Annotated in this window: 11 protein-coding genes; 2 read left to right on the forward strand and 9 right to left on the reverse strand. The window is 70.8% G+C overall.

All coding sequences use genetic code 11. The features are described 5' to 3' along the window. The first annotated feature begins 89 nt into the window (after positions 1–89). Positions 90–929 carry a MetQ/NlpA family ABC transporter substrate-binding protein gene (locus tag AC5RVZ_RS19125; RefSeq protein WP_494067308.1) on the forward strand — a complete coding sequence of 280 codons (840 nt, stop codon included), beginning with the start codon at positions 90–92 and terminating at the stop codon, positions 927–929. A 120-nt stretch (positions 930–1,049) separates the two neighbouring features. On the opposite strand, the gene AC5RVZ_RS19130 is transcribed toward AC5RVZ_RS19125, so the two are convergent. The 9 genes from AC5RVZ_RS19130 to hemE form a co-directional block, all read right to left on the reverse strand. Further along, positions 1,050–2,306, reverse strand: coding sequence for an AI-2E family transporter (locus tag AC5RVZ_RS19130; RefSeq protein WP_494067309.1), 1,257 nt, complete (start codon positions 2,304–2,306; stop codon positions 1,050–1,052). Positions 2,307–2,430: 124 nt separating this feature from the next. Next, positions 2,431–3,765 (reverse strand): glutamate-1-semialdehyde 2,1-aminomutase, encoded by a 1,335-nt coding sequence (gene hemL / locus AC5RVZ_RS19135; protein ID WP_494067310.1) that lies wholly within the window; start codon positions 3,763–3,765, stop codon positions 2,431–2,433. A gap of 78 nt (positions 3,766–3,843) precedes the next feature. Then, entirely contained in the window at positions 3,844–4,818 is a 975-nt protein-coding gene (gene hemB, locus AC5RVZ_RS19140) for a porphobilinogen synthase (protein WP_494067311.1), read from the reverse strand. After that, positions 4,815–5,735: a uroporphyrinogen-III synthase gene (locus AC5RVZ_RS19145; RefSeq protein WP_494067312.1), complete on the reverse strand. Its 921-nt coding sequence runs from the start codon at positions 5,733–5,735 to the stop codon at positions 4,815–4,817. The genes hemB and AC5RVZ_RS19145 overlap by 4 nt, the downstream gene beginning before the upstream one ends. Positions 5,736–5,737: 2 nt before the next feature. Next, complete coding sequence (gene hemC, locus AC5RVZ_RS19150; protein ID WP_494067313.1) at positions 5,738–6,709, reverse strand: hydroxymethylbilane synthase; 972 nt, start codon at positions 6,707–6,709, stop codon at positions 5,738–5,740. After that, entirely contained in the window at positions 6,706–7,839 is a 1,134-nt protein-coding gene (locus tag AC5RVZ_RS19155) for a ferrochelatase (RefSeq protein ID WP_494067565.1), read from the reverse strand. Before AC5RVZ_RS19155 ends, hemC begins: the two co-directional genes overlap by 4 nt. A gap of 56 nt (positions 7,840–7,895) precedes the next feature. Continuing rightward, the gene (hemQ, locus tag AC5RVZ_RS19160) at positions 7,896–8,603 is read right to left on the reverse strand and encodes a hydrogen peroxide-dependent heme synthase (protein ID WP_494067314.1); all 708 of its coding nucleotides are present in this window, start codon (positions 8,601–8,603) and stop codon (positions 7,896–7,898) included. A gap of 62 nt (positions 8,604–8,665) precedes the next feature. Then, complete coding sequence (gene hemG, locus AC5RVZ_RS19165) at positions 8,666–10,141, reverse strand: protoporphyrinogen oxidase (protein WP_494067315.1); 1,476 nt, start codon at positions 10,139–10,141, stop codon at positions 8,666–8,668. Between the two features lie 2 nt (positions 10,142–10,143). Further along, the gene (gene hemE, locus AC5RVZ_RS19170) at positions 10,144–11,205 is read right to left on the reverse strand and encodes a uroporphyrinogen decarboxylase (RefSeq protein WP_494067316.1); all 1,062 of its coding nucleotides are present in this window, start codon (positions 11,203–11,205) and stop codon (positions 10,144–10,146) included. Between the two features lie 193 nt (positions 11,206–11,398). Between hemE and AC5RVZ_RS19175 the strand changes: the two genes are divergently transcribed. Beyond that, positions 11,399–12,727, forward strand: coding sequence for a glutamyl-tRNA reductase (locus AC5RVZ_RS19175; RefSeq protein ID WP_494067317.1), 1,329 nt, complete (start codon positions 11,399–11,401; stop codon positions 12,725–12,727). Positions 12,728–12,744: the final 17 nt, after the last annotated feature.

Genomic DNA, 12,744 nt, shown 5'->3' on the forward strand with positions numbered 1-12,744 from the left:
GGAAGAATGCAGCCAGTAGCCGCTAGCTGCACCACATCCGGGACGAGCCGACTTCGGCCGGCCCGGTCATTCGAAAGGAACGCACGCAGATGCGTAAAGCACTAACGCTCATTGGTACCGGCCTGGCTGCGGCCTTGGCGCTGACGGCTTGCGGTGGCTCCGAATCCACCCCCAGCGCCGAGACCACGCTGGATCCGGCCAATCCCGTCACCGTTACCGTCGGTGCCACTCCCGTGCCGCAGGGCCGGATCCTGGAGTTCGTGGATGAGAACCTGGCCCAGGAGGCCGGGATCGATCTGGAGATCAAGGAATTCACCGATTACCAGACCCCCAACATCGCCCTGAGCGACGGCTCGCTGGATGCCAACTACTTCCAGCATCTGGCCTTCTTTGAGCAGCAGGTGGCCGACAAGGGCTACGACCTCGAACATGGCGAAGGCATCCACATTGAGCCGTACGCCGGGTTCTCGTCGAAGCACCAGAGCGTCGAGGACCTTGGCGAGGGCGCAACCGTTGCGATCACCAACGATCCGGGCAACCAGCCGCGGGCACTCAAGATGCTCGAAACGGCCGGCCTGCTGACCGGGATCGAGGACGATTCGGCGGCGCTGACGCTGACCGCGGAGCAGAACCCCAAGGGCCTGAAATTCGAGGAGAATCAGCCTGAAATCCTGGTCCAGCTGATCGAGGATCCGAAGATCGACCTGGCCATCATCAATGGCAACTTCATCCTGGATGCGGGGCTGAACACCGACGATGCAGTGGTCGTCGAGTCCTCCGAGAACAACCCGTATGCCAACTTCCTGGCCTGGAACGCCGGTGACGAAAATCCCGCCGTGGCCAAGCTCGAAGAGCTGCTCCACTCGCCGGACGTGAAGAAGTTCATCGAGGAAACGTGGCCCAACGGCGACGTCTTCCCCGCTTTCTAGTCAGTCCCGGAACCGCTCGCGTGAGCGGCAACGGCTGACGCCGGGAAGGTCCCCGGAAGCTTCGGCTTCCGGGGACCTTCTGTGTCCGGCCCGCCGGTTTCGGGCCGTCGGGCCCGCTCGTCAGCGGCCTCGCCGGTCCGGCGCGGGTTCCTCGGCGGAGGTCCTTCCCGACATCACCTGGATCACCACCCAGCCGACGGCCGTGACCGGAACGGCCAGGACGGCGCCGATAATGCCGCCCAGGATGGTTCCCGCGGTCAGGGCCAACAGGATCACCAGCGAGTGCAGGTCCACCGAGCGGCCCATCACCACCGGCTGCAGGAAGTTGCCTTCCAGCTGCTGCACGATGATCACGACGGCGACCACTACCAGCGCGGCTACCGGCCCGTTGGCCACCAGCGCCACCAGGGTCGCCAGCACGCCGGCGATGGTGGCTCCGACGATCGGAATGAAGCCGCCGATGAAAATCAGCACCGAGAGCGGCAGCGCCAGCGGTACCTGCAGGATGAACAGGGCGAGTCCGATGAAGAAGGCGTCGACGGCCGCGACGGTGGCGGTGCCCCGCACGTAGCTGCCCAGCACATCCATGGCCCGCGACCCGGCCAGTTCGAGCTGCGGCCGCTTGGCCGCCGGGAACCAGCTGAGCAGGAAACGCCAGATGCGCGGTCCGTCCTTGAGGAAAAAGAAGAGGATCACAGCCATCAGGACGGCTCCTGTGACGACTTCGGCAGCCGTCGACAATCCGCTCAGCGCGCTGCGTCCCACCGTGGCGCTGGTCAGGAAGTCGACCACCCCGGCGAGCGCCTCGTCGATCTGCTGCTGGCTGACCGGCAGCGGGAAGTTGGCCAGGAACTCCTGCAGCTGCATCCAGCCCTCGCGGGCGGAGCTGACCAGTTCGTCCGCTTCGCTGCGGACCGCGAAGACAATCCCGGTGATCACGCCGCCGAGCACCACGAGGATCCCGAGGAACGCAGTGGCCGTAGCCAGCGCCGCGGACCAACCCCAGCTGCGCAGCAGCCGCACCACCGGGCCCACGGCCGCCGCCAGGATCAGGGCGATCAGGACGGGAATGACGAGGAGCCGTAGCTGCAGCAGCCCGTAGATCACCACGACGGCCAGCAGCAGCGTCAGCAGCAGTTGCGCGGAGCGGGTGGCCGTCCGTCCCAGTCCGTCGGACCAGATCGCGCGCGGCGGCATGGGCGCCGGGGCCGGATCCAACCGTGACTGCACCGGTACGGGAGCGGGCTCCGTCCCGGGCCGCACCGGCGGCGGCCCGGCCTCCGGGCGGAGCGTCTCGGCGTCGTCCGCGGCCTCCGGGCGGAGCGTCTCGGCGTCGTAGTCTTCCGGTGTTTGCCTGCGCCTGGAGAACAGGCCCATCTGCACTCTCCTGGGTTCGCGCGGCGGTCCCGTGTACCGCCGTCAGCATCAGTCTGCCATGCCTCCGTCCCCGGGACCGGGCCGCAGCCGGACGACGAGCCCCGTCCCCGCGCCGGAGTTGCGGTCAGGCCGGCGGCGTGGCGGCCGCGGCAGCCCGCGCGGCCGCCGGCAACGCGGCGAAGATTTTCTCCATCGCGGCGTCGTCGTGCGCTGCCGAGAGGAACCACGCTTCGAACACCGACGGCGGCAGGTAGACGCCGGCGTCGAGCATGGCATGGAAGAAGGGGGCGTAGCGGAAGGCTTCCTGGCCCTGGGCGTCGGCGTAATTGTGGACGCCGTTGGCCGAGGTGCCGAAGGCCACGCTGAACAGGTTCCCCGCGGTCTGGATGCTGTGGTCCACGCCGGCCTTCGACAGGGCGGCGGTCAGCGCGGCCTGCAGTTCGATCGAGCGGGCGTCGATTGCCGCGTAGACAGCCGGCGTCGCGGCGGTCAGCGTCGCGACGCCGGCCGCCATGGCGATCGGGTTGCCGGAGAGCGTGCCGGCCTGGTAGACGGGACCGGACGGCGCCAGGTAATCCATCACGTCGGCCCGGCCGCCCAGGGCCGCCACCGGCATGCCGCCGCCGATGACCTTGCCGAAGGTCAACAGGTCGGGCACGAACGGATCGGCTGCCCCGTCGGCTCCCCCGGTCAGGCCCCAGTAGCCGGCGTAGCCGGTGCGGAAGCCGGTCAGCACCTCGTCCAGGATGAGCAGTGCTCCGTGCTCCCGGGTGATGCGGGACAGGGCCGCGTTGAAGCCGTCGGCGGGGGTGACCACGCCCATGTTCGCGGGTGCCGCTTCGGTGATGACGGCGGCGATCTGGCTGCCGCGGGCGGCGAACACTTCCTCGACGGCGGCGATGTCGTTGTACGGCAGCACCAGGGTCTCCGCGGCTGTCGCCTCGGTGACGCCCGCCGAACCCGGCAGCGCCAGGGTGGCCACGCCCGAGCCCGCGGCGGCCAGCAGCCCGTCCAGGTGCCCGTGGTAGCAGCCGGCGAACTTCACGACCAGGTTGCGGCCGGTGTAGCCGCGGGCCAGGCGCACGGCGGTCATCGTCGCCTCGGTGCCGGTGGAGACCATGCGCAGGCGCTCGACGGCGGAGACCCGGCCGACGACCAGGGCCGCCAGTTCCGATTCGGCGGGCGTGGAGGCGCCGAAGGACAGGCCCCGGTCCACGGCCGTGTGCACGGCCTCGAGGACGGCCGGATGGGCGTGGCCCAGCAGGGCCGGGCCCCAGGAACACACGAGGTCTACGTACTCGCGCCCGTCGGCGTCGGTGAGGTAGGCACCCTTGGCGCCGACCATCATGCGGGGCGTCCCGCCGACGGAGCCGAAGGCCCGGACCGGTGAATTCACCCCGCCGGGCATCAGCTGGCGGGCGCGTTCGAAGAGTTCCTCGGAGCGGATGGCTTCAATCATGGTCTTGGGTCCTTTCGGGACAGCGGAATCCGCTGCGGACAGGGTGGTGGGGCGCGGCAACCGGCCGGCGGCGAACGGTTACTTCAGCCAGCGGGCGATTTCCGGGGCCCAGTAGGTCAGCACCATGTCGGCGCCGGCGCGGCGGATGCCCAGGACAGATTCCAGGATGGCCGCCTTCCGGTCGATCCAGCCATTGGCGGCGGCTGCCTCGATCATCGCGTACTCGCCGGAGATCTGGTACGCGGCCACCGGCACCGGAGACATCTCCGCCACGTCGGAGAGGATGTCCAGGTAGCTCATCGCGGGTTTGACCATGACCATGTCCGCGCCTTCTGCCAGGTCCAGTTCCACTTCCCGGAGGGCTTCGCGCCGGTTGGAGGCGTCCATCTGGTAGGTCCGCCGGTCCCCGGTCAGCTGTGAGTCGACTGCCTCGCGGAACGGCCCGTAGAAGGCCGAGGCATACTTTGCGGCGTACGCCAGGATGGAGACGTCCTGGTGGCCGGCCTCGTCGAGTGCCTGCCGGATCACCGCGACCTGCCCGTCCATCATGCCGGAGGGACCGAGCACGTCCGCGCCGGCCGCCGCCTGGGCGACGGCCATTTCCGCGTAGATCGACAGCGTGGCGTCGTTGTCGACGGTGCCGTCTGGGGCCAGCACGCCGCAGTGGCCGTGGTCGGTGAATTCGTCCAGGCAGACGTCGCCCATCACCACCAGGTCGTTCCCGACCTCCGCTTTCACGTCGGCGATGGCGCGGTTCAGCACGCCGTCGGGATCCACCCCGGCGCTGCCCGTGGCGTCGCGCACCAGGGGAACGCCGAAGAGCATGATGCCGCCGAGGCCCAGCTCCACGGCCTCGGCGGCCGCGCGTTTGAGCGTATCGGTGGTGTGCTGGACCACGCCCGGCATGGACTGCAGCGGCACCGGTTCGCTGAGGCCTTCGCGGATGAAGGCGGGCAGGATCAGCTGGTTCGGGTGGGTCCGGACCTCCGCCGTCATCCGGCGGATCGCCTCGGTGGCCCGCAGCCGGCGGGGCCGGTGGGAGGGGAAGCTCATGGCGTTCCTTCTGGTTCGGTGGGATGGTTTTCAAGCGACCGTGCCAGGGCGTCGGCGATGCCGGGCGGCGTCGGTTCGGCAGCGGTGGCGGCGATCTCCAGGCCCAGTTCGGCGGCCTGCCGCGCGGAACTGGTGCCGATCGCGATCAGCCGCAGTCCGGCCGGCCACGGGTCAAGGAGTCCCGCCAGCCGCCTGGTGACGCTGGGCGAGGTCAGGACGACGGCGTCGATGGCGCCGTCGCCGGCGCGGCTGCGGAAATCCGCGGCCGTGATGAGTTCCAGGTCGTCGGCGGGCTCACGGGCGGCGATCTCCAATTCCGCGGTCAGGCGGAGCTCGGGACGGGCGGGGTAGTCCACCGTGCGGTAGGCGGTCACGGGCAGCACCTGCCAGCCCTTCGCCATCAGGCCTTCGAACACCGTGGGCGCGGCGATGTCGGCCTGCGGCAGCAGGACCAGCATCCGCTCCGCCGGGCCGCCGACGGTTTCCGGCGGCAGCGGCCAGGCATCCACCAAGCCGACGGCGTCCATGCTGCCGGGCGGCACCAGGTCGACGGTGAGGCCCTCGGCCTCCAGCGCCCTGGCGCTGGGGCTTCCGACGGCCGCAATCTTCGTGTCCCCTGCCAGCGCCGCGAGACTGGTGCCACGCTCCAGTGCGCACGCCTTCAGCGCCCGCACCGTCGTGATGCTGGTGATGACCAGCCAGACGGCCTTGTTCTGCGCCAGCAGGGTCAGTGCCTGGTCCAGTTCGTCCGGCTTGTCCGTCCGTTCGAAGTCGATCAGCGGCAGGACGCTGGCGGACGCGCCGCGGCGGACCAGTTCGGCGGCCATGCCGGCCGCCCGGTCAGGGCTGCGCGGCAGCACCACCCGCAGCCCCTGTAGCTGGTTGTCCGGCGCGCCGCGCTGCCACAGCAACGCCATCGTCAGCGCCCGGCCAGGCTCATCAGGTCGCCGGCGCCCTGCCCGAGCAGCTCTTCAGCCAGTCGGGAGCCCAGGGCCACGGCATCTTCGGAACCGGCTGCCTGCACCGTCCGCTCGCCGTGCAGCAGCCGGCTGCCGTCGGGGCTGCAGACCACCGCCCGCAGCACCAGGGAGCCGGCGTCGACCGATGCCAGCGCCCCGACCGGGGCGCTGCAGCCGGCTTCCAGCCGCGCCAGAAGCGACCGTTCGGCCGTCACCGCCAGGCGGGTGTCCGCGTCGTCGTAGTCGGCCAGCGCGCCGGCCAGCGCCGTTCCGGAAGCTGCGTCGGCAACCCGGCATTCGACCGCCAGCGCGCCCTGGCCGGGGGCCGGCAGCATGACCGACGGATCCAGCAGCTCCGTGACGTGCTCGGTGCGCCCCAGCCGTGCCAGCCCGGCCGCGGCGAGCACCACGGCGTCGAGATCTGCGTGCTTTCCCTCGTGCCTTTCTTCGCCCGTGAGCCCCTTGACCCGTCCCAGCCGGGTGTCCACGTTGCCGCGGATATCCACCACGTCCAGGTCGGGGCGGGCGGCACGCAGCTGGGCTGCCCGGCGCGGGGAGCCCGTGCCGACCTTGGCGCCGGCCGGCAGCCCGGCCAGGGTCAGCCCGTCCCGGGCACAGAGGGCGTCGCGGACGTCCACGCGGGCGGGAATGGCGGCAATCTGCAGCCCGTCGGCCACGCCGGTGGGCAGGTCCTTGAGCGAATGCACGGCCACGTCGCAGCGGTCGTCGAGCAGCGCCTCGCGCAGCGCGGCGGTGAAGACTCCGGTTCCGCCGATCTGGGCCAGCGGCCCCCGCAGCACGTCGCCCTCGGTCTTGATCCGGACCAGTTCATATTCCAGGGCCCCGCCGGCGGCCAGCGCCTCGGCCACGGTGGTGGTCTGGGTGACCGCCAGGGCGCTGCCGCGGGTGCCGATGCGGACTTTAACGGTCATGGCTGCGGCACCCCCACGGTCGCATCCATGCCGGCCACCGTCGGCTTCTCGCCGCGGCGGTTGGCGCAGCAGCCGGGCATGCACACGTCCATCCAGGGTCCCAGGTCGGTCAGCGCAGGACGGTCGGCGCGGTGCTGTTCCGCCGTGCGCTCACAGACCAGGTCCACGAGGCCCTCGACGAACTTGCGGTGCACGCCCGGGGTGGGCACGCGGGCGGCGGCCAGCCCGAGGCCGCGGCAGGTCTCCAGTGCCTCCGTGTCCAGGTCCCACATCACCTCCATGTGGTCGCTGACAAAGCCCAGCGGCACGATGACCACGCCCTTCACCCCCTGGGCGGGCAGCTCTTCGAGCGCGTCGTTGATGTCCGGCTCCAGCCACGGCACATGCGGCGCGCCGGAGCGGGACTGGTAGACGAGGGACCAGTCGACGCCGGCTGCTCCCGGCACCCGGTCCAGGACGGCCCGGGCGGTGGCCAGGTGCTGCGCCACGTAGGCGCTGCCGCCCTCGTAGTCCACCCCGCGGGGGCCGGCGTTTTCGGCGTCCCCGAGGGGGATGGAGTGGGTCGCGAACATCACGTGGACCGGCGCGTCCGCGGCGCCCTGCGCGGCCAGCTCGGCGCGTACCCGGTCCAGGCCCTCGGCCACGCCTTCGGCGAACGGTTCCACGAAGCCCGGGTGGTCGAAGTACTGGCGCACCTTGTCCACTTCCAGCTTGCCGGCGAGCCCGGTCTCGACCAGGGCCATGCCGAAGTCCTCGCGGTACTGGCGGCAGCTTGAGTAGCCGGAGTAGGCGCTGGTGGTCACGGCCAGCACGCGGCGGTGGCCGGCGTCGTACGCTTCCTTGAAAACGTCGGAGATGTAGGGATCCCAGTTGCGGTTTCCCCAGAGCACCGGCAGTTCGATCCCGCGGCGGGCCAGCTCGGCCTCGAGCGCCGCCTTCAGTGCCCGGTTTTGCTCGTTGATGGGGCTGACGCCGCCGTTGGCGCGGTAGTGCGTGGCGACTTCTTCCAGCCGTTCATCGGGGATCCCGCGGCCGCTGGTGACGTTGCGGAGGAAGGGGATGACATCGTCCTGGCCCTCGGGGCCGCCGAAGGAGGCCAGCAGCAGGGCGTCGTACTTCTTCGGCTGCATGGTTCCGTCGGCGGCGACGCCGGCACGCGGGTCGAAGGACGGTTCGGCGGACTGGTTCACCGCAGCACCTCGGCGATTTCGGCAGTGCTGATGCGCTTGCCGGTGTAGAACGGGATCTCTTCGCGCACGTGGTTGCGGGCGTCGGTGTAGCGTAGGTGGCGCATCAGGTCCACCAGATCGATCAGTTCGGGGGCTTCCAGGGCCAGGATCCATTCCCAGTCCCCCAGCGCGAACGAGGCGACCGTGTTGGAGAGCACCTGCGGGAAGTCGCGGCCGAGCAGTCCGTGGTCGCGCAGCATCTTGCCGCGCTCCTCGGCCGGCAGCAGGTACCACTCATAGGAGCGCACGAAGGGGTAGACGCAGAGCCAGGCCTCCGGGTCCTTGCCCAGGGAGAAGGCCGGGGCATGGTTCTTGCTGAATTCGGCGTCGCGGTGGACGCCCATTGCGGACCAGACCATTTCGGTCGGGGCGAACAGCCCGGTCCGGCGGATGTCGCGGACCGCCGCCTGGAGTTCGTCCGGCTGCGGTCCGTGCAGCCAGATCATCACGTCGGCGTCCTCGCGCATGGCGGACACGTCGTACGCTCCGCGGAAGGTGACGTTGCGGCCGGCGAGTTCGGCAACCGTCTCATCGAACGCCGCGGCGGCGGACGGATCCACCGGTGCGCCGGTGCGCTTGAAGACCGTCCAGAGGGTGTAGAACAGTTCCTCGTCGGTGCCGCCGGCGGCGGGGATTGCTGACTCTGACCTTGCCGATTCGCTCATGCTTACCAGTCTGCCTTCTGCATCGTAATTAATCGAAAACCACTTCTACATATTGTAGAAGATCAGGGGGCCGCCGGCTGCAGCCGTGCGGCGAGATCCCGTGCACGGCGCCGCGCGTCCCCCACCACGGCCACCAGCCCGGTGCCCGCGAGCCAGGCCCCGGTGCTGCCCAGCCCGGGGTGCGCAACCAGTTCGCGGCGCACCGCCGCCACCCGCTCGCGGTGCCCCACGGTGGCGGAGGGAAGCGCGTTGATCCAGCGCACCACCTTCGAGCCCACCACGTCGTCGTCGCCCACAGCCACCCCCAGCAGGAAGCTGGCATCGGCCAGCGCCTGGCGGTAGAGCCTGTCGTCGGCCCAGCCGGTGAAGTCCTCGGCGCCCTGCTGCCCCACCGCGCGCCCGTAGGACAGCCGCAGCACGTGGCTTCCCGGGCCGGCTTCGTCCGCCAGCCATGGCCATTTGGCGGTGGCATGGGTGAGTGCCTTGGCCCTGACGCCGCGGACCGACGGGGCCACCAGCATGCCGGTGCCCCGCGGCATCGCGTCGAGGTCGGGCAGGTCCACCACCAGGGTCACCAGCGAGACGGCGGGTCCGGTTTCGGGTTCCAGCCCGGCCAGCCCGGGGACGGCGCCGGAGAGCAGCCGGACGGCGGCAGCGCCATCGGCCGCCAGCATCACGGCGTCCGCGGGGAACGTCCCGGCCGCCGACTCGACCTGCCACCCGCCGCCGTGCCGGGTGACGGCGGTGGCTTCCGCCCCGGTGTGCATTGCCACGTGACGGGCTTTCAGATCGGCCAGCAGGGCCTCGGTCAGCCGCCCCATGCCGCCGGCGATCCCGGCCACGTTGGAACCGGCCGGGGCGGCCTTCCGGATGGCGCCCACCGCGGCCGCCAGGGACCCGTGGGCGGCCACCGAGGCGCGCAGCCCCGGCATCACCGAGTCCACGTCCAGCACATCCGGATCCGCCGAGTACACCCCGCCTGCCACCGGTGCGACCAGTTTCTGCAGCACGGCATCACCCATCCGGGCGCGCACCAGCTGGCCCAGGCTGAGTTGCTCGCGGCGCAGCAGCGAACCCAGCGGCATGACCTTGTCGCCCGAGGCGCGCAACGCCGCCCGGCGGCCGATGGCACGCACCACGTCCGGGTCGGAAGGGTCTGCCGGGATGCCGAGCACGCCCGTCTTCGGCAGCCGTTGCGCACCGTCCGGCAGCTGGATCCAGGCGCCGGCCGGGTTCGGCTGGACAATGTCGTTGCCCAGGCCCAGTTCGCCGATCAAGTCCGGGACCACGCTGGAGCGGGTCGCGAACGATTCGGCGCCGGCGTCGAGCATCAGCCCGCCCACCTCGTGCCGGACGACGCAGCCGCCGAACCGGGGACCGCGCTCCAGGACCGTCACCTCGACGCCGGCCAGCGCCAGCTCGCGCGCAGCGACCAGGCCGCCGATCCCGCCGCCAACGACGACGGCGGTGCCCGGCCTGGGCTTGCGCCCGCCCTGCCGTTCGGGACGGCGGGCGGGCTGCGGATGCGGGTGCTGCATGGCTACGGGGCCACGGAATGAATCAGCTCGACCACCCGGGTCAGGACCTCCGGGTCCGTCTCCGGCGGCACGCCGTGGCCCAGGTTGACTACGTGGCCCGGGGCGCTGCTGCCGGCGGCCAGCACCTCGCGGACATGGGCCTCCAGCACCTCCCACGGCGCCGACAACAGCGCCGGATCGATGTTGCCCTGCAGCGGCGTGCGTCCGCCCAGCCGGCGGTTCGCCTCGTCCAGCGGCAGCCGGTAGTCGACGCCGATCACATCGGCCCCGACGTCGCGCATGGCCACGAGCAGTTCGGACGTGCCGGTGCCGAAGTGGACCAGCGGCGCGCCCAGGTGGCGGACGTGGTCCAGCGCCCGCGACGACGCCGGCGCCACGCGCCGGCGGTAGTCAGCCAGGGACAGCGAACCCGCCCAGGAATCGAACAGCTGTCCGGCACTCGCGCCCGCTTCCAGCTGCGCCCGCAAAAACCTGCCCGAAGCGTCCGCGGCCCAGCCGGCCAAGGCATCCCAGGTCTCCGGGTCGGCATGCATCATGGTGCGCGGCCCCAGGTGGTCGCGGGACGGCCGGCCCTCCACCATGTACGCGGCGAGCGTGAACGGGGCGCCGGCGAAGCCGATCAGCGGCTTGGCGCCGAGCTCGGCCACCGTCAGCCGGACCGCCTCGCGGATGGGCTCCAGCGAATCGTCGGTGAGTTCCGGCAGGGCGGCGACGTCGGCGGCGGTGCGGACGGGTGCGCCCAGGACCGGGCCGACACCGGGGACGATGTCCACGTCGACCCCGGCCAGCTTCAACGGGATAACGATGTCGGAGAAGAAGATGCCGGCATCCACATCGTGGCGGCGCACCGGCTGCAGGGTGATCTCCGCTGCCAGTTCCGGTTTCAGGCAGGCATCCAGCATCGCGATGCCCTGCCGCGCTTCCTTGTATTCGGGCAATGAGCGCCCGGCCTGCCGCATGAACCAGACAGGACGGCGGCCCGGCTTCCCTCCGCGGTAGGCGGTGATCAGGTCCGAGTCGGCGGTACGCCCATCCACCAGGGGATGGGAAGCATTGAGTGTCATGACATAGATTCTCGTCCAGCGGCCATGCTTCTGGCCAACCGCGGGCGTCGCCGAGGAGCGCGGGATGGCGGCGGCCACCGGCCCGAGTGGCCAATATCACCGGCGCCGGCGGCGCCCGAAACCAGGTTAACGCCGGGTTAATGGGCCAAGCTTGGAGGAGCCGACGCTGGCTTCCCGCTAAGATAGAGGCGCTGTGGTCTTACTTTCACTTGTTGCAACCCATTCCAAGGTCGATCTGGAAACGGTGGCCCGCCTGAGTGCCGGCACCTCCCGGATCGATACCGACGTGCTCGCAGACGGGTCCCCGGTCACCGGCGCCGTGGTCCTGGCTACCTGCAACCGGGTGGAAGTTTACTGCGAGACCGAGAGCGATTCCGACCTGGAGGCCGCCCGCGCCGCGCTCATCGAACAGATCAGCCGCTGCTCGGGGCTGGACGACGCGCTGGTCGCCCGCTCCTTCGACGTGAACACCGGCGAGGATGTTGCGCGGCACCTGTTCGCGGTCGGGGCCGGCCTGGATTCGGCCGTGGTCGGCGAACGCGAGGTGGCCGGACAGGTGCGTCGGGCCCTGATCGAGGCGCAGGAAAAGGGCACCGCGAGCGGGGGGCTGGTCCGGCTCTTCCAGACCGCTTCCCGGACGGCCAAGGACGTCGGGACGCAGACGGCCCTCGGCGGCCGCGGGCTTTCGATCGTGTCGGTCGCGCTCGACCTCGCCACGGATCTGGCCGTCGAGAAGGACTGGTCGGGCAAGCAGGTTGTACTCTTCGGCACCGGCGCGTATGCCGGGGCCACCATGGCGCTGCTGCGCGAACGCGGCTGCACGCGGATCAGCGTCTACTCGGCTTCCGGCCGCGCCGCGGCTTTTACCGAAACCCGCGGCGGCGTCCCGTTGACCCACGCGGCGCTGGACGACGCGATGGCTTCCGCCGACGTCGTCATCGGCTGCAGCGGCAGCGACAACCAGGTCAGTGCCGAGCGCGTGGCCGGGGTGCGCACCGGCGTCGACAAGCCGCTGACGATCATCGACCTCGCGCTGAGCCACGACTTTGATCCCGCCGTGGGGGCGCTCAAGGGCGTGGAGCTGATCACGCTGGAGTCCGTGCGGATGGCCGCGCCCGAGGAACAGGCCGAATCCGTGCAGCAGGCGGCCGAAATCGTTGCCAACGCGGCGCGCAGCTTCGAGGCCAGCCGGCAGGCGCGCAGCGTGGACTCCGCCATCGTGGCGCTCCGCAAGCACACCATGCAGGTACTGGAGAACGAGCTCGAGAAAGTGCGCTCGCAGCACGGCTGCACCGGCCCGGCCCAGGAAGTCGAGTTCGCCATGCGCCGCATGGTCAAGCAGTTGCTGCACCTCCCCACCGTGCGGGCGCGGGAGCTGGCCGCCAACGGCGAGCAGGAGCGTTACATTGCCGCCCTGGAAGCGCTGTACGGCATCACCGTCGAAGAACCCGCCCTGCCGCGGGCCGCGGATGCGGCGTCCTGCCCGGTCGCCGGGCACGGCGAAGAGGCCGCCACGGCCTGAGGCGGCCGCGGCGCTTG

Source organism: Arthrobacter sp. Cza30 (genome assembly GCF_059090765.1).

Coding starts and splice junctions, on each gene's coding strand:
- AC5RVZ_RS19130 (WP_494067309.1), bottom strand. CDS start 2,306: ATGGGCCTGTTCTCCAGGCGCAGGCAAACACCGGAAGACTACGACGCC.
- hemQ (WP_494067314.1), bottom strand. CDS start 8,603: ATGAGCGAATCGGCAAGGTCAGAGTCAGCAATCCCCGCCGCCGGCGGC.
- hemE (WP_494067316.1), bottom strand. CDS start 11,205: ATGACACTCAATGCTTCCCATCCCCTGGTGGATGGGCGTACCGCCGAC.
- hemC (WP_494067313.1), bottom strand. CDS start 6,709: ATGACCGTTAAAGTCCGCATCGGCACCCGCGGCAGCGCCCTGGCGGTC.
- hemB (WP_494067311.1), bottom strand. CDS start 4,818: ATGAGCTTCCCCTCCCACCGGCCCCGCCGGCTGCGGGCCACCGAGGCG.
- AC5RVZ_RS19145 (WP_494067312.1), bottom strand. CDS start 5,735: ATGGCGTTGCTGTGGCAGCGCGGCGCGCCGGACAACCAGCTACAGGGG.
- hemG (WP_494067315.1), bottom strand. CDS start 10,141: ATGCAGCACCCGCATCCGCAGCCCGCCCGCCGTCCCGAACGGCAGGGC.
- hemL (WP_494067310.1), bottom strand. CDS start 3,765: ATGATTGAAGCCATCCGCTCCGAGGAACTCTTCGAACGCGCCCGCCAG.
- AC5RVZ_RS19125 (WP_494067308.1), top strand. CDS start 90: ATGCGTAAAGCACTAACGCTCATTGGTACCGGCCTGGCTGCGGCCTTG.
- AC5RVZ_RS19155 (WP_494067565.1), bottom strand. CDS start 7,839: ATGCAGCCGAAGAAGTACGACGCCCTGCTGCTGGCCTCCTTCGGCGGC.